Raw genomic sequence first — 22,965 nt, 5'->3', positions numbered from 1 at the left:
ACGTGCTCCTTACTTGTCTGCGGTGCCGGTCGTCTGCAAGCGCAGACGGGGCTTGTCGTCTTCGGTCGGCCTGGCCATGCCCGGTACTTTGCCGAATTTGCCGACAATCATCATGACGAAGAACACTGGCAATGCTACTCCGAATGCGGGGACGAGTCCTGGCCATGTCATCCATGCGCATACTGTGAGGATGACCAGGACGGTCAGGCACAGGCTGCACAGCGGACGCGCGATGACCATCTGGAGGGTCATGCGGACAATCCACCAACCGGATTCATTGAAGTTGGCTCTTACCGCCCATGACAGGCTGCAGAACAGGCCGTAGAACACCATGCCGATCAGCAAGACGCCTGCACTGGCGTATCCGAGTGTTCCGGCGTCATGGAAGTTCACCACCCAGTAGTCGAACATCAGCAACAGCCACAACAGCGCTTGAGGCCAGCCGAACCGGTTCGCGCCGGCGAGCTCGTCCTTCCACGCGCGGTGGAAGACGGTCCAGGTTTGGCGGATGCTCCAGCTGTGGTCTTCGTCAAGCCACCAGGTGCGGTATGTCGTATAGGTTGCCGAAATCGAGGGAAACAGACCGATGACGACCACGCCCATCAGGGTGTGGACGAGGAACGCCACGTGGGTGACCGCAATCATGAGTACGACGCGGCAGAAGCGTTCGTATCCTACGGCGAATGAACGTAACATGACTCTCCTTCAAGTCAAGTCGTGTGCGGGTGACGGCGGGACCGGTGCACCCGCGGTGCGAGAAATCGCCGGGATGCCGCAAAGGGGATAACGACATCCCGGCAAGTGCGTTGTGGGCTCAGCCCTTGACCGCTCCGAGCATGACGCCCTTGTTGAAGTACTTCTGCAGGAACGGGTAGATGACCATGAGCGGCAGCGTCGAAACGATGATGATGCCGAACTTGATCTGGTCTGCGGCCTGTTGCTGGGCTGCGGCATCGACGTTGGTCGCGGTGCCTTGCGCAACGAGCAGCAGCTGCTGAAGCACGACTTGCAATGGCTGCTTCTCGTCATCGGTGATGAAGATCAAGCCTGTCATGAAGTCGTTCCAGTGGCCGACGAAGTAGTACAGGCCGATGACGGCGAGAATCGCGGAGCTCAGCGGGATCACGATCCTGAAGAAGTAGCCGAGGTAGCTTTCACCATCCAGCTGGGCAGCTTCGAACAGCTCTTCAGGGATTGAGGTTTCGAAGAAGGAACGCGCCACGATGACGTTGTACACGCTGACCGCTCCCGGGAGAATGAAGACCCACATGGAGTTGAGCAGGCCGAGCTGCTTGTACAGCAAGTAGTTCGGAATCAGGCCGCCGGCGATGAACATCGTGACGGTGAACAGGAACAGGATGACGCGACGCGGCTTGAATTCCTTGCGGGACAGCGCGAATGCACAGGGGATGGTGACCGCGAGGTTCACCGCGGTGCCGACCACCGAGTAGATGATGGTGTTGAGGTAGCCGCGCCAGATGCGGGCGTTCGCGAACACCTTGGCGTATCCGACGAAGGTGACGCCCTTCGGCAGAAGGAACACGTCGCCGGCGGCGACCTTGTTCGGGTTGGAGAAGGACGCGATGACCACGAACCAGAGCGGGTACAGGACCGCGATCACCGCCAAGGTGATCAGGCCGTAGATGATGATCGAGGCCACCCAGTCACCTGGGGTCAGATGCTGGCGCTGATGCTTGTTCCAGGGGATTTCATCGCCCGAGGTTTTCGGGGCTGGCGTAACTGTTGTTGTTGACATGGTTGGCTCCTAGAAAATGCTGGTTTCAGAGATCTTCTTGGAGATCGCGTTCGCCGTGATCAAGAAGACGAAGTTGACGACCGTATTGAACAGGCCGATTGCGGTGGAATACGAGAACTGGCTGTTGAGAATACCGATTTTGTAGGTGTAGGTCGAGATGACCTCGGTGGCGGGCAGGTTCAGCGAGTTCTGCATCAGGAAGATCTTGTCGAAGCCGACGTTCAAGACGCTGCCCATGCTCAGGATCAGCAGGATGCCGGCGGTCGGCATGATCGCTGGGATATCGACCGTGCGGATCAGCTGCCAGCGTCCTGCGCCATCGATTTTGGCCGCTTCATACAGGGACGTGTCGACGCCGGCGAGTGCGGCGAGATAGATGATGGAGTTCCATCCGCAATGCTGCCAGACTTCAGAGATCCAGTAGACGGAAGTGATCGCCTTCGGGTTGCCCATGACGCTTTCAGGGCCGAGGAAACGGCCGATGATGCCGCTGCCGGGGGTCAGGAAGATGTTGAGCATCGAGACGATGACCACGACGGAGATGAAGTGCGGCATGTAGGTGACGGTCTGGACGAAGCCCTTGACCTTGGTGGAGTGAATCTGATTGATGAGCAGTGCGAGGATGATCGGGAAGATGAAGCTCATGACCAGGGTCCACAGGCTGATGCGGATGGTGTTGGTCATGATTTCGCCGAACAACGGGGAGTGGAAGAACTGCTTGAAGTAGTAGAATCCAACCCAATCGCCGCCGGTCAGGCCCTTATCCGGGTCGAACTTACGGAAGGCCAGCTGGATGCCCCACATCGGCACGTAGGCGAAGATCGCCACGAAGATCAGTGCGGGGGCGCTGAGCAGCCACAGTTCCCAATAGCGACGGAAATGCTGGGCGATTCGTTTGAAAATATTGGGCTTCTTTGTCGTGCCTGATGCAACGCTGGATGGCCGCCGGCTGTCCTGTGCAGGCGCGGCAGGCGTTGCGCTGAGAGATTGCGTAGCCATGTTAGCTCCAATGGTTGGTTGTTCTATGTGCTCACCGGGCCGGTGAAGTGCGTTGGCTACTGTCTGGAGCCTGGTATGCGATCATCGGCATGGGAAAAAGAGGAGGGGTGGAGGGGAGTGACCCCTCCACCGTTCAAGGATTCAAGGGCAAGTGTTGTCGTGGTCTGGGCCCGGGGTGGAACAGGCTGTGCTTGTACACCCCGGGCGCGATGCCGGTTCAGTTATGTGAGTGTGTCAGGATGTGGCGTCAGGCCTGCTTGTCGTAGTACTTCTGCCAGATCTTGATGTTGGTGTCGAGGCCGAGTGTCGGTTCCTTGACTTTCTTGAGGTAGTCGCTCCACTCGCTGTCGATGCCGCCCTTCTGCACCCACTTGGCCAGCTGGTTGTCGGTGTAGTTGAAGATTGCGGTGTTGTTGTTCGACAGGGTGTCCATGTCTTCGCTGCTCGGGTGCACCCAGATCGGGATGACGTCCTTGACCGGGTCGACGTTCTTCTTGATGGTTTCACGCACGGCCTGATCGCTGGCGGTGACCTGCTCGGCGTTGGTGTCGTTGACGATCGTCGCGTCATCGGGGATCCAGCCGGCGAAGCGATCCTGGAGTGCGACGGCACGGGTGTCCGGATACTCGGCGTAGGCCTTGGCCTTGTCGATGGTGTACTTGTGGTTGCCGTTGTCGGTCACGATATCCGGGATGGAGCCGTAGAAGCCGGAGACGGAGAGCTTTTCGCTGTACATCGCGTTGATGAGCTTGAGCGCTGCGTCCTTGTTCGCGGTCTTCGGGCTGAGGCTGAGCACGTAGGCATATTCAGCTGCAGGCTGCGAGTAATCCCACTTGACCTTGGAATCCGGGTCGGAGGCCTTCTGCTTGAGCGGAGGAAGGGTGATGTACTGATCGGCGAGCTTGTCACCGAACTCCGAGTAGTTGGACCAGCCGAAGGTGACGCCGCTGATGGCGGTCTTGCCGTCGCTGATGGTCTGCGAGTTGTACTTGGAGGCGTCGCGGGTCAGCGCGTCCTTCGGGATCAGCCCTTCGGCCATCAGTGAATGCAGGTAGCTGATGGTGTCCTTGAGCTCATTGGAGGTCAGGTAGCTGGCGACCTTGCCGTTCTTGACATAGTAGCCTTGGCTGGATGCGGAGGCGCCCATGAAGCTTGTGGTCAGGCCGGTGGAGTTCATCAGCGTCAGCGGGCTCCACAGACCGAAGCCGAGGCCGCGGATGTTCATCGGGACTTCATCGGCCTTGCCGTTGCCGTTCGGATCCTTGGTCTTGAAGGCCTCAAGCGTGGTCTTCAGCTCGCCCCAAGTGGTCGGGACCGGCAGGCCGAGCTTGTCAAGCCAGGTCTTGTTGATGAACATATGCGTGGCGGAGACGCGGTAGCCTTTGCCGCGGTCGGAGGGGAGCAGATACAGGTGGCCGTTGTCTTCTGCGAACTTCTTGGCGTCAGGCTGCGCCTTGAAGAACTTCTGGACGTTCGGCAACTTGGACAGGTCCTTGGACATGTCTTCGAACTGTGAGGAATACTTGGTGACGTCGGTGGAGTCGTACAACGCCAGGCCGATGTCGGGGAAGTCGCCGGCAGCCATCTTGGCGGACTTCTGCTGGCCCCATGCGTTATCGCTGATTTCCTGCCAGTTGATCGTGCAGTCGCAGGCGGCTTCGAGATCCTTGGAGAATTGGGTTTTCTTCATCGGGTTGTCGGTGACGTTGCGCCTGACTTGGATGGTGACGATCGGTTTGCCGTTGGCATCGGTGGTCGCCTTGCCGCTTCCGCCGCATGCGGCGAGCGGGATGAGCATGGATGCCGTTGCGATGGCCGCGATGGCCATCCGTACACTTCTTCGTGCCTTTTCTCTGTCCTTCATTCATTTTTGATGGTTATGGTGTCGTGGAATCGGCTCCTGCGTTCCGGTTTTTCGTGCGTCGCCATTGGCGGCTTGTCGGGACGTCGGTGTCGGTCTCCTTCGACAAGATGGATAGTAAAACATTAAACGTTTAACGTCAAGCGTTCATCGTTGTACGCGTGTCGTTTTCAGTGGTAACGATGCCATCGTTGACGTAGCCTCAAACGCGTCGATGCCGTGTGGCGGCACTCAAAAGAAAGCCGTGTCAGACAAGTTTCCATCGGACTCGTCTGCACCACCGCTTCAATGTCCCATAACGCGAATACCTTGGGATTCATGAGTTCCAAAGCACTTCGTATGTCTACGCTGTTCCTGCGCACGCTGCGCGAGGATCCTGCCGATGCGGATGTCGATTCCGCGAAACTGCTGCAACGCGCCGGATACATCCGCAAAGCCGCCCCCGGCATCTGGACTTGGCTGCCGCTCGGTCTGCGCGTTCTCGACAAGATCGAAGGAATCATCCGTGAGGAAATCAACGGCATCGGCGCCCAGGAAGTGCATTTCCCGGCGCTGCTGCCCCGTGAACCGTACGAGGCGACCCACCGCTGGGAAGAGTACGGCGAGAACATCTTCCGTTTGAAGGACCGTCATGGTGCGGATTACCTGCTCGCCCCGACGCATGAGGAGATGTTCACCCTTCTGGTCAAGGACATGTACTCCTCGTACAAGGACCTGCCGGTGACCCTCTACCAGATCCAGACCAAGTACCGTGACGAGTTCCGCCCACGCGCCGGCTTGATCCGCGGCCGCGAGTTCATCATGAAGGACGCCTACTCCTTCACCGTTGACGAGGAAGGCATGCGCAAGGCCTATATGGACGAGCGGGGCGCCTACGAGCGCATCTTCACCCGTCTTGACCTGAAGTATGTCCCGGTGTTCGCGATGTCCGGCCCGATGGGCGGCTCCGCGTCCGAGGAGTTCCTCGCTCCGATGCCGATCGGCGAGGACACCTTCGCCCTCGCTCCGTCCGGCAAGGCGTGGAATGTCGAGGCGCTGACCACGCCGGAACCGCCGGTCGAAGACTATTCCGACACCCCGGCCGCCGAGAAGGTGCCGACCCCCGACGCGATGAGCATCGACAACATGGTCGAGCGCGCCAACGCCGACCATCCGCGTGCGGACGGCCGTCCATGGCAGGCAAGCGACATCCTCAAGAACGTGGTGATCGCCGTCAAACATCCCGAGGATGACGAGCACGACCAGCCGTGGCGTGAACTCGTAGTTGTGGGCGTGCCCGGCGACCGCGTGGTCGACATGAAGCGTCTGGAAGCCCAGTTCACCCCCGCCGAGATCGAGGAGGCAACCGAGGATGACCTGAAAGCGCATCCTGAACTGGTTCGCGGCTACATCGGTCCGATGGCGCTTGGCCCGCAGGCGGCAGCCCGCGGTACCGAACACCCGATTCGTTACTTTGTGGATGCGCATATCGCCCACGGTTCCGCATGGTTCACGGGTGCCGATGAACCCGAGATGGATTACTACAACCTCGTGTACGGCCGTGATTTCACCGCCGACGGCACGGTTGAGGCCGTCGAGGTCCGCCATGGCGATATGAGCCCGGACGGCTCCGGTCCGCTGAGTTTCGAGCGTGGCGTGGAAATCGGCCAGGTCTTCCAGCTCGGCCTCAAGTATTCGAACGCGCTCGGCTTGAAAGTCCTCGACCAGAATGGCAAGACCGTCCCGGTATGGATGGGCTGCTACGGCATCGGCGTCAGCCGCGTGCTCGCCTGCGTTGCTGAAACCCATCATGACGACAAAGGTCTGGCCTGGCCTGCGGTCATCGCCCCGGCCCAAGTGCATGTGCTCGCCACCGGCAAGAACGCCGAGGCGTTCGACGCCGCCGAGAAGCTGGTCGCCGAGCTCGAAGACCGTGGAATCGAAGTGCTCTACGATGACCGCAAGAAGGTCTCCCCGGGCGTCAAATTCAAGGATGCCGAGCTGATCGGTGTGCCGCTGGTCGCCGTCGTCGGCCGTGACACGGTCAACAACGGCACTATCGAGGTGCGTGACCGTGACGGTTCGAACTCCGAGGCCGTCGCCGCCGATACGGCTGCGCAGACCATCGCCGACCGTCTGGCCGCCTTGTTGGGCAAGTAACGCAAACACCCGCTTCGTTCCCGGCGGGCATGGTGCAGGGAACACGCGATGGACGGGCGTCACCTCAGGTTTGGTGACGCCCGTCCATCGTATACGGAGCTGTGTGTTTGAGCTAGCGTACAACGCTGTGCTTCTGCCGACACTCACCGGTCACTCAGCGTCGGCAGAAGCAAAAAGCAAAGTTATCCACAAGGAACGATACTGCCGAAATGTCTGGAATTCCAAGCTTTTCCGTGTCTGACGCGTCTTCTGACCACAATTGCGATTCAGCTGGCATACCGTTATGCGTTTTCGGCACAATGGGAAGTACCGCAGGCGTGGTGGAAGAACCGCTGACAGCGTGACGATACATGCTCCGCCTCTTTACTCCGTTGCGTGGCAGATGTTCACCGCCTCGCCTGCAGTCCACAATCGGTATCAATGAAGGGGAACGCAATGGTGCAACAAGGACTGATCACCATCAACGGCTATGTCGGTTCTGAACCGGCGAGTTATGGCAAGGACGCGCCCGCCTGCTCATTCAGGATAGGGTGTACGCGCCGCTATTTCGACAATGCGACAAAACAGTGGAAGGACCGTCCGACCATCTGGATTACCGTCAAAGCATTCCGCGTCTTGGCACAGAACGTGCTGAAAAGCGTTCACAAAGGCGACCCGGTTGTGGTGGCGGGCTCACTGGCCAACGAGCAGTGGGAACGTGACGGCGAAACGCATTCGAGAACAGTAATCGAGGCTGCCGCAATCGGCCACGACCTGGGCTTGGGGACCTCACAATTCACGCGGCAGAAAAGCGCTACCGCTGACGCCGCCTCGCGCGACGCGCAACAAACGGTGCCTCAGGGAGCTGCGCCTGCCGGCTCCGCGCCATCAGCGCAAGCGCTCCCAGCAGATCCATACGCGGCACAGGCGGCCGCCGGTGTGCAAGGCGGCCAACAGCCACAACAGTTCGGCAATACCAACAGTGCCGAAACCTATCCTGCCCAAGAGGAGGAGTTCGCCGATGCCGAGATATGACAGTCAGGTGATTCCTCGCAACAGCATCGGCACGGTGATACTGCACTGGTGGGGTGCCGCCCGAAGCGTTCACCCCACCAGTACATACGGCGACGGGCCACCCATGGGAGCCTCATGTCGCAGTCTGCCGTGGTGTCACAGGCGGGCGGCTACCAGATGCGCACCCGCTGGTCGTGGTCGAGCCACATCGCGTCCGTAGGCTTGACATCGAACGCGGCATAGAACAAATCGACGTTGCGCACAATGCCGTTGGTGCGGAATTCCGCGGGGGAGTGCGGGTCAATTTGCAAATACTGTTCGGCCAGCTCGTCACGCTGCTTGGTGCGCCAGATTGATGCGTAACTCAGGAAGAACCGCTGCAACCCGGTGAACCCGTCAATATCAGGCGCAGCGTCAAGAGCAGCTCGAATCGCTTCAGGTGAGCCGTCCTCCGGTTTGCCTGAAGCGGCGTCGAGCGCGAAAGCGTACGCTTTGAGCGCAATATTCACGCCACCCAAGTCGCCGATATTCTCGCCGATGGTCAACGCGCCATTGACGTGGGGGGCTTTCTGGGGGTCATCAGCGTACTTTTCGGTAAGCTGGCGGGGGATAAAACCGTTGTACTGTTCGATCAGCGCTTTCGTACGTTGTTCGAAACGTGCACGATCTTCATCCGTCCACCAGTTGTTGAGCTTGCCGTCACCGTCATACTGGCTGCCCTGATCGTCGAAACCATGACCGATCTCGTGGCCGATAACCGCGCCGATACCACCATAATTGGCCGCATCGTCAGCCTCGGGATTGAAGAACGGCGGCTGCAAAATCGCCGCAGGGAAGACAATCACGTTGAGCGAGGGCTCATAGTAGGCGTTCACTGTCTGCGGGTTCATCAACCATTCGTCACGATCCACCGGCTGGCCGGCTTTGGACAGCTGATAACCGTTTTCATACAGGGATGCGGCCCGCATATTATCCACAAGCCCGGCGTCATCGCGCACGTCAAGCGCCGCGTAATCGCGCCAATGATTCGTGTATCCGACTTTTGCGGTGAACTTCGACAGCTTCTCCAGCGCCTTGGTCTTGGTCGCTTCACCCAGCCAGTCGCTGGTGCTGATTGACACACGATAGGCGTCAATCAAGTTGCCGACCAGCTGCTCCATACGCTGCTTGGAGCTTTCAGGGAAATGACGCTTGACATACTCGCGGCCCACATCCTCGCCGCATACGCCGTTGACCAGTGAAACGCCGCGTTTCCAACGGTCGCGCTGCTGTTTCGCACCGGACAGCACCTTGCCGTAGAACGCGAAGTTCGTTTCATCGAACTCGCGGCTGAGCATACCCGCCCACCCGGTGATTGTGTGGACGCGAGCCCACAGTTTCAGATCGTCAAGCTCACTCGCCGCCCAGAATGCGTCAAGACCGGCCAGGAAGCTCGGCTCATGCACGATCGTATGCTGCATGATCGCCTTGAGATCAAGCGATTGCGCTGTGCCGGCAGCAGTAGCATCATACGCGGCCTGCCATGCGCCGATCCACGCGGCAAGATCGAAATGGGCGAGTGTCTCGCTCAACGCGGTGAAATCCGTGGGATTATACGTTTTCTGCGAATCCCGGGTGGCTACATTATCCCAATGATGCGAAGCGATGCGCGTCTCCACCTCAAGGAAACGATGAGCCTGCTCCTCGGTCTGCAGCTCGTCACCGTACCCGGCTTGGCGCAGCTGCTTGGCGACCATCGCCACATACTGTTCGCGTACCGGAGCGTAATGATCTTCACGGTAATACGCTTCATCCGGCAAACCGATGCCGGCTTGTTCAATATGCACAATATTGTGCTCAGGGTCGCCAGGGTCGCCGTACACCGCCATGGCGAACAGGTCGGGGCCGCCGGTCGGGTTGAGCGAGCCGAGCACACGCGTCAGACTTGTTTTGTCCGCTGCCTGATCAATGGCGTCAAGATCAGCACGAATCGGCGTAATGCCGGCCTGATTGATGGTGTCGGTATCGCAGAACGCCTGGTAGAGCGCACGGGATTTCACCGCAGGGCAATCATCATCTTCCAGAATGTCACGGATCTGGTTTTCCGCATCCTCGGCGAGTTTGTCGAAAGAACCATACCGGGAACGGTCATCAGGAAGACGATACGTGTCAATCCACGGACCGTTCACATACCGGAACAAATCATCGACAGGCTTGATCACAGAAGAGAAAGAGGCCGGGTCAAGGCCTGAAATCAAAGCGTTACTCATAACTTCACCCTAGCCAGATTCGGTGACAATACCCGCGGATTGCGCCGACGGCGGCATCCTCTCAGCGCATAGGTGCCGGGTGTGCGTAAAACCAGACAATATCGCGCATGTTGTTCCCCCATTTCGCGATCGACCCTGCCTACAATCACCGTGTAGGCACAACTTCGGTACCTGTAAGGAAAGGAGTAGCCATGACTGATCAGAATATGAATCAGAATCCTTATGGCCCGTATGCCAACAACCCGAATCCCAACGCCGGGCAGAATCCAGACCTGCAAGGACAGAACCCTTACTCGTTCAACCCGTTCCGGCTTGTCGAAGAAATGCTGCCCCAGCGGGCGAAAAACACCATCCGCGGAGCGTACGGACTGATCGGTATCGTCGCCCTCATCCTCGGTATCGCGCTGCTGGTTTGGCCGGGCAAGACCTTGGTCGTCGCCGCCATCGCACTGGGCGTGTTCTTCGTCATCTCCGGTGTCATCCGCATCGTCAGCGCCATTGTTGAACTCGGTTTGCCCGCCGGGTGGCGAGTGTTGGATATCATCGTCGGTCTGCTGCTCACCGTAGGCGGCATCGTCATGTTCAAATACACGGCCTTGTCCGCACAAACGCTGCTCATCGTCATCACGCTGACCGTCGGCATCTGCTGGATTGTCGAAGGCATTATGGCGTTGACGGAATCCTGGATGCTGCCGAATCAGGGATGGGCGATTTTCTACGCCATCATCTCGATCATCGCCGGCATTGCGATTCTGTTCTGGCCGGGTCCGTCGGCGCTCACCTTGATGGTGTTCGGCGGTATCACGCTCATCGTGCTCGGCATTAGCGCGATTGTGCGCGCGTTCACTTTTGGTAAACCCAGTAAACACTGAAGACCGCTGAACGTTGACTGCATGCGGGCCGCTTGCCACAATCGGCAAGCGGCCCGTCGCTTATCCGCGCTGTCGCACGAAAGCTTGCATTGTAAGCCGCACGAAGTAGGGTTACAACTATGATCGAACTGAAAACACCTCAGGAAATCGAAGCAATGAAGCCTGCCGGCCATTTTGTCGGCAGCATTCTCAAGGAACTGCGCGCCCACACCGGCGTCGGTACCAATCTGCTTGACATCGACGATTACGTCCGCCGCCGCATCGAAAGCCGCAAAGGCGCAGAATCCTGCTACGTGGATTACGCCCCGGACTTCGGCACCGGCCCGTTCAAACACTACATCTGCATTTCCGTCAACGATGCCGTACTGCACGGCGTCCCCTACGACTACGACCTGAAAGACGGCGATTTGGTCAGTCTCGACCTCGCCATCAACGTCGACGGCTGGGTCGGAGACTCCGCCATCAGCTTCGTCGTCGGTAAGAACAAGGATCCGGAGGACCTGCGCCTGATCAAATGCACCGAAGACGCGCTTGCTGCCGGCATCGCCCAAGCGCAACCGGGCAACCGTCTCGGCGATATTTCCGCCGCTATCGGCGATGTCGCACACGAGCAGGGCTACACCGTGAACCTCGAGTTCGGCGGCCACGGTGTAGGGCATATCATGCACGGCGATCCGCATGTCGCCAACGATGGCAAGGCGCATCATGGTTATAAGCTGCGTCCGGGCCTGGTCATCGCAATTGAACCGTGGTTCATGAAGACCACGGATGAAATCTACCAGGATCCGAAGGACGGCTGGACGCTGCGTTCCGCTGACGGTTCGCGTGGCGCGCACAGTGAACACACCATCGCCATCACCGAAAATGGTCCGGTGATTCTCACCGCCCGCGACGAGTGATCGAATCGACGCGTCGCACCCACGTGCGTATCGGACAGTCGGACAGGGGCGGGCGGTTTTTCGTTCCGCCCCTATCGCTTGGTTACGGTAATTCAGTCCACGACAACAACAGACGACCATTGTGCAAGACGCTTCCATCGCGCCTGTGACGCGGTCTGTTATGATGAACACACTCCAAACACGTATACGCGACCGTCGTCGCATCCACGGCATGTGATGCCATGCGACTGACAGGCAACCGGGTATCGAAACGAAAGGGGAGCTGATGGCGACAGCCGAGCTGAAAGTCGATTCCGAACAGTATGACCTTCCACTGGTCAAAGCGACCTCGGGGCCGGACGGCATCGTCGTGTCCAGCCTGCGCAACGACGGCTGGGTCACGCTCGACCCGGGCTTCCTGACAACCGCACAATGCGAATCCAAAATCACATTCATCGACGGCAATAACTCGATTCTGCGGTATCGTGGTTACCCGATCGAGCAACTGTGCGAACAATCCGATTTTCTTGAAGTCGCGTGGTTGCTGCGCCATGGCGAACTGCCCACCCGCCAGCAATACGACAAGTTCTGCTCCGACATCAACCACCGCACCATGGTGGGTGAGGATTTCCGTACCTTCATGGGGTCATTCCCGCGCTCCTCACACCCGATGAGCGTGCTCGCATCCGCCGTCAACGCGCTCGCGGCGTTCTATCCGGACACCACGGATGTCAACGATTCCGATCAGCTTGACGAGGCCGCCGAAATCATCATGGCGAAGGCACGCACCATCGTCAGCTACATCTTCCGGCGCCGTCGCGATGAGCCGATGCTCTACCCGGATGTCTCACGCGGCTATGTCGATGATTTCCTGCGCATGTGCTTCGCCGTGCCGTACGAGCCGTTCGAATCCGATCAGCTGTACGTGCATGCGCTGGGTCGGCTGCTCATTATTCACGCCGACCATGAGCAGAACTGCTCAACTTCCGTAGTGCGTATCGCAGGCAGCGCGCATGCGAACCTGTATTCCGCGGTCGCCGCCGGCATCAACGCGCTGTCCGGTCCGCTGCATGGCGGCGCGAACGAGGCGGTGCTGCGTCAGCTCAAAGCCATCCGCGATTCCGGCAAGACCGTCAAGGAATTCGTCGAATGGTCCAAGGACAACGGCAAGCGTATCGCCGGCCTCGGCCATCGCGTCTACAAGTCGTATGATCCGCGTGCGGCCATCGCCAAGACCTACCTGACCAAGATCATGGAACATGAAGCTACGTCGAAGCTGCCGCAGGATGAGCGCGCCCTGTTCGACGTGGCCACTGAACTCGAACAGATCGCGCTGAGCGATGACTATTTCGTCTCGCGCCACCTGTACCCGAACGTCGACTTCTATACTGGCCTGATTTACCGCGCCATCGGTTTCGACCCGGCCATGTTCACCACGCTGTTCGCGCTCGGCCGCATCCCCGGCTGGATCGCGCAGTACCGCGAGATGCTGGATGATCCGATGACTAAGATCGGCCGTCCCCGTCAGGTCTACACCGGAGAGCCTAAGCGCGACTACGTGCCCATGGACCAGCGGTGAGCTGACAGTTCAGCGCTGCTGGCGGCGGGTGTGATCGGCCCCCGTTCGCGCTCGCCATGGTCGACAACGACCGGCAATCCCTGATCTCGCTGCGAAGCCTGGTGCACGATCTTGTGCCTGAGCAACGATGGTGTGGGCGGTCGACGACGGCTTGCAAGCGATTCGTGCGGCATGCGGCGAAGACCGCCAGCTCGCGGTTCCGGACGTCCTCATGGCCGATATGTCCATGGAGCTGATTCCCGGGAAAACCGTCATCAGGCGGATACGCCGCGTCGACGACACAATGGCGCTGCTCGCCATGACCTCATTCAGCCGCGATGCGTTCGGCGATATCGCCGCGCAAGCCGGCGCCCAAGGCATCGTCGACAAGAACGACGAACGCGATATTGCCACAGGGCTACGTTGTGTAGCGGATGGCGGCATGTATGGCCCGTACGGATTCGAATCGGCGAACTTGGCAGGCTTCCGTATCGCCTCCAGCCGATTGACATGGGACGAGACGGTGTCCGATCGGGAACTGCAGGTCATGGATCTCGTTGCGGAGGGGCTTACCGACGACGCTATCGCCCGACGGCTGGCGATAACGCCCGCCACGGTTCGCAAGCATATGCAGAGCGCGATGCGCAAGCTCCACTTCGACAATCGTGTCCAGGCAGTGTTGCGATGGAGGGGACTCGACATTGGACAATGGTGAATCGCATGCCAGCGAGCATATCGACGGGAAAGCTACCAGACAAACCAACGCTACCGTGCATACACGCCGTCCATCATGGTATCGAATCATCCTGGCTTGCCTTGCGCTCGCAGCCATACTCCTGACGTGTTCGCAACTCGTGGGCACACAGAGCGACACGGCAGGATACGCCTATTGCGTCGGCTTGCAGCTCCTGCTGATGCTGCTTGTTCCTATCTGGCCGGTGCCCTGCAGCGTCGCCCTGATATGTTGCAACGGCGTATTCATGGCCGTCGGCGTGTTTACAGGCGCATGGCAATGGGGCGGGTTGCTTGCCATTGCGACGTTGGGAACATCCCGCAGCTGTTGGGGATCATGTTGGAAACCGTCGCCTGGGCGGCTCTTGGCGGAGCGCTGTCCGCCGGGATTTTACTGGTGTATTGCGCGCGTTATTGCGCGCGTTGGGGATTGTCTGATACTGCAGCGTTGTGGCTCGCGGCGATCCGCTCTCCTGGCTCCGCGGTGTTCGGCGCAGTGTCTGCCGCGCTGATTGCCGGGGCGACGATACGCGAATCACAGCTGTTCCGGTATTTCAAGGACCGATAGCCGTATGACGAAGGCCCCCCGATCAGGCTGCGGCCATCGCCATACGGCTGTACCTTACAGTCCGAACACCAGTACGAGCACCAGCGCGATGATCGCCAGTCCGCCTTGCTTGAGAATGATCCAGGGGCTGCTAGTGAAGCTGCCGTACGCGGCGACCGCGATGATCATGCCCAGCAGCCAGGCGACCGCCGCCGTCGAATGGTAGGCGAAGAGTGCAACCAGCAGCAGCACGCCGATCAGCAGGTTATAGACGCCCTGGTTACGGAACAGCGTGGTCACCGAGTCGCGGGACAACTCCTCGGTGGTCATACCGAACACGCGCGCCGTGGATGATGATGTGGTCGCGATGGTTTCCAGATAGAAAATGTAGACGAATTCGAGGGCGACAGCGGTCACCAGCACGGTATTGACGATATGCATATCAGTGGCTCCTTTTGGGGTAGAAACGTGAGCGGGGCGGGAGACGTGTTGTTACGCCGTTTGCCCCGCCCCGCTTGCTTGCGAGTGTGATTAGTTCTTGTGCAGCTTCTCGTTGAGCGCGATACCGACCTTGCGGTAGCGTGCCTCGATGCGGCCGCTGACCGAGTTGCGGATGAACAGGATATTGTTTTTGCCGCTCAAATCTGAACCTTTGACCACGTCGAGCGGTTCACCGGCGGCGACCTTCGCCTTGTCGTACACGGTCACCTTCGTGCCGGCGGTTACGTACAGGCCGGCCTCGACTACGCAGTTGTCGCCCAAGGAGATGCCGATGCCCGCGTTCGCACCGAGCAGTGAATGCTCGCCGATCGAGTTACGCAGCTTGCCGCCGCCGGACAGCGTGCCCATGATGGAGGCGCCGCCGCCGATGTCCGAGCCGTTGCCGACCACGACACCCTGTGAGATGCGGCCTTCGACCATCGAGACACCGAGTGTACCCGCGTTGAAGTTGACAAAGCCCTCATGCATAACGGTCGTACCCTCGGACAGGTAGGCGCCGAGACGCACACGGTCGGCGTTGCCGATACGCACGCCCGTGGGAACCACGTAGTCGACCATACGCGGCATCTTGTCGACGAGCATGACCTCGACGTTGGCGGCGGGAGCCCCATTGACCGCGTTGTTCGCGGCGGCCTGCACATCCATCTTGCGTAAAGCAAAATCTTCGATGGCGAACGGTCCGTAATTGGTCCATACGACGTTGGCAAGCACGCCGAAAATGCCCTCGAGGTTCAGCGTGTTCGGCTTGGCCAAGCGCATGCTCAGCAGGTGCAGACGCAGGTAGGCGTCGGCGGCGTCCGCAGGCGCGGCATCGAGGTCGCTGACGGTGAAGACGGGGACGCGTCGTACTCCGCGTGCGTCGGCCTCGTTGTGCACAAGGGCGTCGAAGCCGTGTGCTGGACGATCCGCTTCGGATGGTGCCGGTCCGATGGTGAGCTTGGGGTACCACACGTCGAGCGTGGTGCCGGCTGCGTCAATGCTTGCCAATCCCCATCCCCATGCGGTGCGTTGATCTGCCATGATGTTCTCCTGCCGTTGCTGTCTGTGGTGCGCGGTTTTGTGTTGTGATTGCGCGCTTCATCGTTGAGTATATTACGGACGGGATGATGTCGCCGGCTGTGGTCCGCGTCATTCAGGGTGCTTTGGGTGATGGCGTTGTGGTTGCGGCTGCAGCTTGCAGGTTACCGCGAGCGGTTGCGACGTCGGTTTTTCGGATAGGCGGGGCGCGGATTGTGTCTGTGGAGCGTGCGGCCGCACGTGCTGATGGCGGCGTGTCGGGGTTGTTTCGTTTTCCGAGCGGTTCCCGTGGGGTGTATCGGTTTGTTTCGTTTTCGAGTGTGCGCATGAGGCGTACGGTCGTGTGTGCGCCTGTGGCAGTGTTGCAGATCTTAGTCTTTCTCATGCTGATTGTGAGTGGCGACTCACCGCGTCGGGGCTATCCGCGCGCGTCAGGCCGTTTGGGGGACATATTGCGTTGCTGGTTGTGAGTGATGACCATCAAGCAATGCGGCGTCAAGCGTTTGCGAATCCGTCTGCGGCTTGATTGCTGGCTGGTTGTGAGTGGTGGCTCACAATGGCGGAGATATTGGGTGAAACTGTGCCGCTTCCTTCTCAATCATGGTCCTGATTGTGAGTGGCGACTCACAGCATTGGGGGTATCGAACGTAAGTCATGCCGTTTGCCGTTGAATCGCCATTCTGGTTGTGAGCAACGACTCACAGTGTCAGGGTATTGAGTGCGAAATCTGCCATCGATGGCTTCATCCTGGTATTGGTTGTGAGCGGATACGCACTGTGATGGAAGGTATTGGATATGAACCTGATTGCTTGCTTCGTATGATGTCGCTGGTTGTGAGCTGCGACTCGCAACCGTGTCAACCGTTTCGGCAGGACACGAGGGTTTGCGAGCACCTTGAGATTCCGCGACCCCGTTGTGAGCGATGACTCACAATCAGCCTGTGGATTGAATCGTCAGCCAGGCTGCGGAGGAGGTGACTATACCGTGATGTGAGTGGCCGCTCGCAATCAATGGCACGGAGCTTGACGCCGATAATCCTATTTGCTAGGCGATAGTCAGACGTTGGTGCGCCGTCGTCACATCAATCTGCAACTTCTGACCACATTCTCTCTTTCTGCTATGTCTCACCATGACAAGCCCGATAGGCTCGCCCCCATGAATACCATATACCGCAACAAATCCGGACTCTTAGAACAGGCGAATGGCCGGCGGGTTGAGACAACCCCGGTCAGACTGCTGCGCATCCAAGCCGAGACGCTGGTCCGCTGCCGTGAATTGCAGGCGCGGGTCGCGTCACCATTGGTTTTCGCGTTGAGTACTGCGCTGAAACTGCTGTGCATCGATGTGCCGAGTGAGCTCGATCACGAGGAGCTGGTCGTCGTCGCAAGTTCACAGAAAACGCGCCGCCGTATTGCGGGAGTTCGATGCGTGTATTGGAGTTATCCGATGCGGCGGATGCAGCTGGGCAACATCACGTGCGTAGCGCCTGACATCACATGGCTGATGTATGCGCGGAAGTCGGGACTGCGGACTCTGGTGCTGCTTGGTGACGCTCTGATGCGGAGGGATGCGGCTCAACGATGGATGGCACTTCGTGAGTTGCGTGATTTGTGCCACGAGACGCATGAAGCTATTCGAGCTGAGCGTCGTCGGATGCCGCGCGGAACCGCGGATTGCCGCCGTGCGATGACACTCATGCGTGAGAACACGGATTCGTTCCGCGAAAGCGAATTGCGTTTGATATTGATGTCGCATGGACTTCCCGCACCTCAAGTCAATCCTGCCGTCGAGGTTCCCGATGCCGCAACTGCAAGCGGTACGGCCAAACGGCGTTTTTTCCTTGATCTTGCATATCCTCAAGCGAAAATCGCTGTTGAATATGATGGTAAACATCATGCTGGTACTTGGGAATATGATGTGCAGCGTCGTAAGTTGCTTGAGGATGCCGAATGGTCGTGTATCAACGCTACTTGGCAAGATGTAAAGGATGCCGCTTCCAGAATGTCGTTTGTTCGCAGTGTTGCTGCACGCTTGTCCAAGCGGATCGGAAAGGATGTCCAAGTGCATCAGCCGATGACGCTTCGTCGCCTGGCGTCGCGACTGGCGCGACAAGCGAGAGCCGCCGCGCAACACGAAGGAATCGCTTCGGTAGAAGGGTCGATGCTTCTGTCTGCTGGATGAGATGTGGTTTTCTGCTGTGAATCGTATGCGATGAACGCAGTATTTGCCGCGGATGGGGGGAAGATTCAGCTGACGTCGGCGATATTCCGGTGTGCAATGCGTCCTGTTTTCGAATTGATTGCGAGTGGTTGCTGGCAGTTATCAAAATCCATGCCGCGATGGCGGGGTCGAACAAGGGGATTTATTACTTGTTGTGAGTGGTTGCTGGCAGTTAGCACAAGGATGATGACGCAATAAGCGCACATTGCGTGGCGTCTATCAGCTGGTTGTGAGTCGCCGCTCACAACCGAGAGGAGAGTTGTCGGCTGTGATGATGCCGATTGTGTATCGCTGTTGTTGGTTGTAGTCGCTGCTTGCTGTCAGTGGAATCGACATTGCCAATGAGCGCCGATTGCAGAGTTGCTGAGTTGGTTGTGAGTGGCCACTCACAACGAGTAGGGGGGCAGCGGGATGAATTCGCGTGTCGATGCACCTATCGGCTGGTTGTGAGCCGCTGCTTCCGGTCCACGAGATGAGCGCATGACAATTGTCGATATGTCGCGGCACCTGCCGGCTGATTGTGAGTGGCCGTTCACAACCATTGGGAAAAGCGATGCCGAAACGATGCTGACTCGGTTGGAATGCCGGCTGGTTGTGAGCGGCTATGCACAGTCGCTGAGAAAAGCGGCGCTGCAACAGCGCCGATCGGGTACAGTGTCAGCTGGCTTTGAGCCGCCGCTCACAATCAGCGAGGGAGAGGGCCGCAACATGGGTCAATCTGGGATGGACATCGGCTGGTTGTGAATCGGCATTCACAACCGATGGGGGAAGAGAGATGGCCCGCGACCGGTCCCAGCGCATTGCGCTCGCCAGCACTCACAACCGATGGGGGAAGAGAGGCCATTGCAATAGTGCTGATGGGGTTTGCGACAAGATGATAGTGAATAAGCACTCACAACCGACGGGAAGAATCGTCATTGTCTCGCATCGATCTGGCGGATGGTCGAGCATGTGGCTGAGTGCTAGCGAGTCGCCACTCACAATCAGCGATAAACACAAGGGAGTGAACCAGCTGCGGTCGTGTCCTGAGCGGAATCGTAGGAACGGGAATAAGATCGGGACCCGACCGGGGAATGGCTCCACCCATGACGCGCGTTGCCGTCCCGTCAAGGAAATCCCACAAGAACCAGAATCGCGCGCCGTGTGAACGTTCCATTCAGCCGGGAGTTGATTTCCGCCTGTACCTGTAAGGTGGATAGATGTGGCAGACTATGACTTTACTCAGGATTTGAACGAGACCAAGGCGAAATTCGACATGATTGCCAAGGCCGTCGATATGGACGCTTTGGCTGCGTCGATTAAGGATCTCGAGGCGGAGGCCAGCGCGCCGGGCCTGTGGGACGATCAGGAAAACGCCCAGCGCGTCACGAGCAAGCTTTCGGCCGCGCAGTCTCAGTTGAAGCGTCTGAAGGACGCGCAGCGTCGTATTGACGATGTTGAAACATTGTATGAACTCGGCTCTGAAGAAGAAGACAAAGAGTCCATGGATGAGGCTGTCAACAATTTGAAGCAGCTTGACCAGGATCTGGTCGACATGGAGGTTCAGACCCTCATGGACGGCGAGTATGATGCGCGTTCTGCCGTCGTCACGATTCGTTCCGGCGCCGGCGGCGTTGATGCCGCCGATTTCGCCCAGATGCTGCTGCGTATGTATCTGCGTTGGGCTGAGCGGCATGATTTCAAAACCAAGATGATGGATACGTCGTACGCTGAAGAGGCTGGTATCAAATCCGCGACATTCCAAGTGGATGCCCCATATGCGTATGGCCGCCTGTCGGTTGAGGGTGGCACGCATCGTCTGGTGCGTATCTCGCCGTTCGATAATCAGGGTCGTCGCCAGACGTCGTTCGCCGCGGTTGAGGTGATTCCGCTTGTGGAATCCACTGATCATATCGATATCCCGGATTCCGATATTCGTGTCGACACCTTCCAAGCGTCCGGCCCGGGCGGTCAGGGCGTGAATACCACGTATTCCGCGGTCCGCATCACCCACTTGCCTACGGGTTTGGTGGTTTCCATGCAGGATGAACGCAGCCAGATCCAGAATCGTGCGGCCGCCATGGCGGTGTTGCAGTCCCGACTGCTGGTGTTGCGCCATGAGGAAGAAGCCAAGAAGAAGAAGGAGCTTGCCGGCGATATCAAGGCCAGCTGGGGTGATCAGATGCGTTCGTACGTGTTGCATCCGTACCAGATGGTCAAGGATTTGCGCACGGGGTATGAGACCTCGCAGACCCAGGCGGTGTTCGACGGCGATATTGATGGCTTCATTGAGGCCGGTATCCGCTGGCGTCACGACCAGCGCAAGCAGGCCGCTGAGGAAGCCGCACAAGACAACAACTGATATTTCAACGTGCATGCCTTGCGATGATATGCCGCCTTGCTTCCGCATCGGGGTGCGGACGGCGGGCGGCACACCATCGCAACGATACGGAAGACAGGAATCATGTCGCTTATTTCGCTTGATGATGTGACGAAGATTTACCCGAAGGGTACGCGACCGGCGCTGGACGATATCACGCTGCACATCGACCGCGGCGATTTCGTCTTTCTTGTCGGCGCGTCCGGTTCAGGCAAGACGACGCTGCTGAGTCTGCTGCTGCGTGAGGAGGAGGCGACGGACGGGGAGATTCGCGTCGCGGGCAACGATTTGCGGCGTCTGACGAACAGGCAGGTGCCGCAGTATCGGCGTTCTATCGGTTTCGTGTTCCAGGATTACAAGCTGCTGAACAATAAGACGGTTTGGCAGAATGTCGCATTCGCTCTTGAGGTGATCGGTACGAGTCGTTCGACCATCAAAACGCTTGTCCCTAAGGTACTTCAAACGGTTGGGCTTTCCGGCAAGGAGAAGAATTATCCGCATGAGCTGTCCGGCGGCGAACAACAGCGTGTCGCTATCGCACGCGCGTACGTGAATCACCCGCAGATTCTGCTTGCTGATGAGCCTACAGGCAATTTGGATCCGACGACATCGCTCGGCATTATGGAGGTGCTTGACGCGATTAATCGCACGGGTACGACTATCGTCATGGCCACGCATAATGAGGAAATCGTCAATTCGATGCGCAAACGCGTCGTCGAGTTGCATAATGGCAAGATTGTGCGTGACGAACAGCACGGGTCATACGATTCCGCATTGTATTTTCCCGACCGTGATGTGGAGTCCAAGGCGTCTACTGCGCTGGTTGGCACTGCCGGCGCTTCCGGAGTTGCTGGAACCGGCAACGACCGGTCTGCACTGCCAGGGGGCGATGACCGGAACGCGAAGTATCGTCCTGCGACGAGTGCAACTGGCACGGCGGATTCGACGAATAGCGTACGCGCCGCAACACAGGCGTCTGACCAGCCTCAAGCGCGTGATATCGCCCAGTCGCTTCTGGCGTCGCAGAACGGTGATGAGGGTATCGCCCGTCTCGCCCATTCAGTGCATTCGGGGCGTACCGGTCGTTATGGTGAGGTGTTCCAGTCCGTGGAAACCACGATGACTTGGGGTAAAGGGTTGAGCGCAGAGGATATCGCGGCCAAGCGTGAGCATGAGGAAGCCTACGCCAAGCAACACGGTACGAATGTTGACGCGTCGCGCACGCAAGACAAGCAGGTGGCACCTCCCGCCCCGCCGTCGCCGCCCGCCCCTCCGGCTCCGCCGGCGGCAGACGACAAAGCATCAGCACAACATGACGGGAAGGACGGTCAACAGTCATGAGATTACGGTTCATTCTTTCCGAAACCTGGACGAGTCTTCGCCGTAACGTGCCGATGATTCTGTCGGTGATGCTGGTCACGTTCATTTCGTTCCTGTTCATCGGGGCTTCAGTGCTGATGCAGGCGCAAATCACCAAAGCGAAAGGTGATTGGTACGACAAGGTCGAGGTCGTGGTCTGGCTGTGCCCGGATGGGACAAGCCAGTCTGCGAACTGTTCGTCCGGCAAGGCGCCGACCGACAATGAAATCGTGGATATCGAGGATAAAATCCAGGATGAACTTGGTTCCGTGGTGTCCAAAGTCACGTATGTCAGCCGCGAGCAATTCTATAAGAACACGTTCCTCAAACAATACCCCAACGGCGTATACCAGGGGCGGACATTGACCGCTGCGGACATGCAGGCCTCGTTGCGGCTTAAACTCACCAATCCGACCAAATATCAGCAGGTCTCCGAGGTGCTGTCGGGGGTCACCGGTGTTGAGGAAGTTCAAGATCAGCGGCAGATTTTCGATCCGGTGTTCAACGTGTTGAATAAGGCGACCGTGGTGACGGTGGTGTTGGCAGGCGTGATGATTGTGGTCGCTGTGTTGTTGACCGGCACGACGATTCGTATGAGTGCCGCTTCGCGAAAAAACGAGACTGAAATCATGCGTCTGGTCGGTGCTTCGAATTGGACTATCAGACTGCCGTTCATTCTTGAAGGCATGACCGCGTCGATGATTGGTTCGCTGCTTGCCGCGGGAGCGTTGAGCGCAATCGTCCAGGTGTTTATCACTGATGGGATTGCGCAGACTGTCCGCTGGATGCCGTTCATCACGCAGCAGACGGTGTGGCTGGTCGCGCCCGGTTTGGTCATCGGCGCGATGGCGTTGTCTGCGCTGTCGTCCGCGGTATCGTTGCGTCGCTATCTGAAGGTGTGATGCGCGACTGGCTGCCTCGTACC

19 protein-coding genes are annotated in these 22,965 nt (G+C 58.6%); 12 read left to right on the top strand and 7 right to left on the bottom strand.

The window, feature by feature from the left end; all coding sequences use genetic code 11:
• Positions 1-9: 9 nt before the first annotated feature.
• The 4 genes from BBOU_RS06700 to BBOU_RS06685 form a co-directional block, all read right to left on the bottom strand.
• Positions 10-696 carry a YesL family protein gene (locus BBOU_RS06700; RefSeq protein WP_026502291.1) on the bottom strand — a complete coding sequence of 229 codons (687 nt, stop codon included), beginning with the start codon at positions 694-696 and terminating at the stop codon, positions 10-12.
• A gap of 118 nt (positions 697-814) precedes the next feature.
• Positions 815-1,756, bottom strand: coding sequence for a carbohydrate ABC transporter permease (locus BBOU_RS06695; RefSeq protein ID WP_026502290.1), 942 nt, complete (start codon positions 1,754-1,756; stop codon positions 815-817).
• 9 nt (positions 1,757-1,765) lie between these two features.
• Positions 1,766-2,755 carry an ABC transporter permease gene (locus tag BBOU_RS06690; RefSeq protein ID WP_026502289.1) on the bottom strand — a complete coding sequence of 330 codons (990 nt, stop codon included), beginning with the start codon at positions 2,753-2,755 and terminating at the stop codon, positions 1,766-1,768.
• A 247-nt stretch (positions 2,756-3,002) separates the two neighbouring features.
• The gene (locus BBOU_RS06685) at positions 3,003-4,619 is read right to left on the bottom strand and encodes a type 2 periplasmic-binding domain-containing protein (RefSeq protein WP_033490317.1); all 1,617 of its coding nucleotides are present in this window, start codon (positions 4,617-4,619) and stop codon (positions 3,003-3,005) included.
• 315 nt (positions 4,620-4,934) lie between these two features.
• On the opposite strand from BBOU_RS06685, the gene BBOU_RS06680 reads away from it, so the two are divergent.
• Together BBOU_RS06680 and BBOU_RS08915 are read left to right on the top strand one after the other, a co-directional pair.
• Entirely contained in the window at positions 4,935-6,755 is a 1,821-nt protein-coding gene (locus BBOU_RS06680; protein ID WP_026502287.1) for a proline--tRNA ligase, read from the top strand.
• Positions 6,756-7,190: 435 nt separating this feature from the next.
• Complete coding sequence (locus BBOU_RS08915) at positions 7,191-7,769, top strand: single-stranded DNA-binding protein (protein WP_051616582.1); 579 nt, start codon at positions 7,191-7,193, stop codon at positions 7,767-7,769.
• Positions 7,770-7,918: 149 nt separating this feature from the next.
• Here BBOU_RS08915 and BBOU_RS06670 read toward each other — a convergent pair whose 3' ends face one another.
• Positions 7,919-9,997 (bottom strand): M13 family metallopeptidase, encoded by a 2,079-nt coding sequence (locus BBOU_RS06670; RefSeq protein ID WP_026502286.1) that lies wholly within the window; start codon positions 9,995-9,997, stop codon positions 7,919-7,921.
• 206 nt (positions 9,998-10,203) lie between these two features.
• Here BBOU_RS06670 and BBOU_RS06665 point away from each other — a divergent pair, with 206 nt between their 5' ends.
• From BBOU_RS06665 to BBOU_RS06645, 5 genes are all read left to right on the top strand, one after another.
• Complete coding sequence (locus BBOU_RS06665) at positions 10,204-10,869, top strand: HdeD family acid-resistance protein (RefSeq protein ID WP_051616612.1); 666 nt, start codon at positions 10,204-10,206, stop codon at positions 10,867-10,869.
• A 119-nt stretch (positions 10,870-10,988) separates the two neighbouring features.
• Positions 10,989-11,768, top strand: a complete 780-nt coding sequence (gene map, locus BBOU_RS06660; protein WP_026502284.1) for a type I methionyl aminopeptidase — start codon at positions 10,989-10,991, stop codon at positions 11,766-11,768.
• Positions 11,769-12,033: 265 nt separating this feature from the next.
• Positions 12,034-13,326 (top strand): citrate synthase, encoded by a 1,293-nt coding sequence (locus BBOU_RS06655; RefSeq protein WP_026502283.1) that lies wholly within the window; start codon positions 12,034-12,036, stop codon positions 13,324-13,326.
• A gap of 127 nt (positions 13,327-13,453) precedes the next feature.
• Positions 13,454-14,020, top strand: a complete 567-nt coding sequence (locus BBOU_RS06650) for a response regulator transcription factor (protein ID WP_051616581.1) — start codon at positions 13,454-13,456, stop codon at positions 14,018-14,020.
• Positions 14,021-14,317: 297 nt separating this feature from the next.
• Complete coding sequence (locus tag BBOU_RS06645; protein WP_026502282.1) at positions 14,318-14,605, top strand: hypothetical protein; 288 nt, start codon at positions 14,318-14,320, stop codon at positions 14,603-14,605.
• 54 nt (positions 14,606-14,659) lie between these two features.
• Here the strand turns inward: BBOU_RS06645 and BBOU_RS06640 are convergent, their stop codons facing one another.
• Positions 14,660-15,025, bottom strand: a complete 366-nt coding sequence (locus tag BBOU_RS06640) for a DUF1304 domain-containing protein (protein WP_026502281.1) — start codon at positions 15,023-15,025, stop codon at positions 14,660-14,662.
• 90 nt (positions 15,026-15,115) lie between these two features.
• Complete coding sequence (gene dapD, locus BBOU_RS06635; RefSeq protein ID WP_026502280.1) at positions 15,116-16,105, bottom strand: 2,3,4,5-tetrahydropyridine-2,6-dicarboxylate N-succinyltransferase; 990 nt, start codon at positions 16,103-16,105, stop codon at positions 15,116-15,118.
• Between the two features lie 1,062 nt (positions 16,106-17,167).
• On the opposite strand from dapD, the gene BBOU_RS06630 reads away from it, so the two are divergent.
• The 5 genes from BBOU_RS06630 to ftsX all read left to right on the top strand — a co-directional run bounded on the left by BBOU_RS06630 (position 17,168) and on the right by ftsX (position 22,942).
• Positions 17,168-18,283, top strand: coding sequence for a DUF559 domain-containing protein (locus BBOU_RS06630; RefSeq protein WP_238552163.1), 1,116 nt, complete (start codon positions 17,168-17,170; stop codon positions 18,281-18,283).
• A gap of 519 nt (positions 18,284-18,802) precedes the next feature.
• Positions 18,803-19,066, top strand: coding sequence for a hypothetical protein (locus BBOU_RS06625; protein WP_026502278.1), 264 nt, complete (start codon positions 18,803-18,805; stop codon positions 19,064-19,066).
• Between the two features lie 457 nt (positions 19,067-19,523).
• Positions 19,524-20,663, top strand: a complete 1,140-nt coding sequence (gene prfB, locus BBOU_RS06620) for a peptide chain release factor 2 (protein WP_026502277.1) — start codon at positions 19,524-19,526, stop codon at positions 20,661-20,663.
• 102 nt (positions 20,664-20,765) lie between these two features.
• Positions 20,766-22,022, top strand: coding sequence for a cell division ATP-binding protein FtsE (gene ftsE, locus BBOU_RS06615; RefSeq protein ID WP_026502276.1), 1,257 nt, complete (start codon positions 20,766-20,768; stop codon positions 22,020-22,022).
• Positions 22,019-22,942, top strand: coding sequence for a permease-like cell division protein FtsX (ftsX, locus tag BBOU_RS06610; RefSeq protein WP_026502275.1), 924 nt, complete (start codon positions 22,019-22,021; stop codon positions 22,940-22,942). Before ftsE ends, ftsX begins: the two co-directional genes overlap by 4 nt.
• Positions 22,943-22,965: the final 23 nt, after the last annotated feature.

The organism is Bifidobacterium boum (assembly GCF_000741535.1).
Taxonomy (GTDB): domain Bacteria; phylum Actinomycetota; class Actinomycetes; order Actinomycetales; family Bifidobacteriaceae; genus Bifidobacterium; species Bifidobacterium boum.
The sequence above is the reverse complement of the archived record's forward strand: the minus strand, read 5'-3'. Positions and strand labels throughout refer to the sequence as shown.

Bases quoted from the DNA above. Each gene is read 5' to 3' on its own strand.
- BBOU_RS06700 (WP_026502291.1), bottom strand. From the start codon at position 696: ATGTTACGTTCATTCGCCGTAGGATACGAACGCTTCTGCCGCGTCGTA.
- BBOU_RS06695 (WP_026502290.1), bottom strand. From the start codon at position 1,756: ATGTCAACAACAACAGTTACGCCAGCCCCGAAAACCTCGGGCGATGAA.
- BBOU_RS06690 (WP_026502289.1), bottom strand. From the start codon at position 2,755: ATGGCTACGCAATCTCTCAGCGCAACGCCTGCCGCGCCTGCACAGGAC.
- BBOU_RS06685 (WP_033490317.1), bottom strand. From the start codon at position 4,619: ATGAAGGACAGAGAAAAGGCACGAAGAAGTGTACGGATGGCCATCGCG.
- BBOU_RS06680 (WP_026502287.1), top strand. From the start codon at position 4,935: ATGAGTTCCAAAGCACTTCGTATGTCTACGCTGTTCCTGCGCACGCTG.
- BBOU_RS08915 (WP_051616582.1), top strand. From the start codon at position 7,191: ATGGTGCAACAAGGACTGATCACCATCAACGGCTATGTCGGTTCTGAA.
- BBOU_RS06670 (WP_026502286.1), bottom strand. From the start codon at position 9,997: ATGAGTAACGCTTTGATTTCAGGCCTTGACCCGGCCTCTTTCTCTTCT.
- BBOU_RS06665 (WP_051616612.1), top strand. From the start codon at position 10,204: ATGAATCAGAATCCTTATGGCCCGTATGCCAACAACCCGAATCCCAAC.
- map (WP_026502284.1), top strand. From the start codon at position 10,989: ATGATCGAACTGAAAACACCTCAGGAAATCGAAGCAATGAAGCCTGCC.
- BBOU_RS06655 (WP_026502283.1), top strand. From the start codon at position 12,034: ATGGCGACAGCCGAGCTGAAAGTCGATTCCGAACAGTATGACCTTCCA.
- BBOU_RS06650 (WP_051616581.1), top strand. From the start codon at position 13,454: ATGGTGTGGGCGGTCGACGACGGCTTGCAAGCGATTCGTGCGGCATGC.
- BBOU_RS06645 (WP_026502282.1), top strand. From the start codon at position 14,318: ATGGGGCGGGTTGCTTGCCATTGCGACGTTGGGAACATCCCGCAGCTG.
- BBOU_RS06640 (WP_026502281.1), bottom strand. From the start codon at position 15,025: ATGCATATCGTCAATACCGTGCTGGTGACCGCTGTCGCCCTCGAATTC.
- dapD (WP_026502280.1), bottom strand. From the start codon at position 16,105: ATGGCAGATCAACGCACCGCATGGGGATGGGGATTGGCAAGCATTGAC.
- BBOU_RS06625 (WP_026502278.1), top strand. From the start codon at position 18,803: ATGACAATTGTCGATATGTCGCGGCACCTGCCGGCTGATTGTGAGTGG.
- ftsE (WP_026502276.1), top strand. From the start codon at position 20,766: ATGTCGCTTATTTCGCTTGATGATGTGACGAAGATTTACCCGAAGGGT.
- ftsX (WP_026502275.1), top strand. From the start codon at position 22,019: ATGAGATTACGGTTCATTCTTTCCGAAACCTGGACGAGTCTTCGCCGT.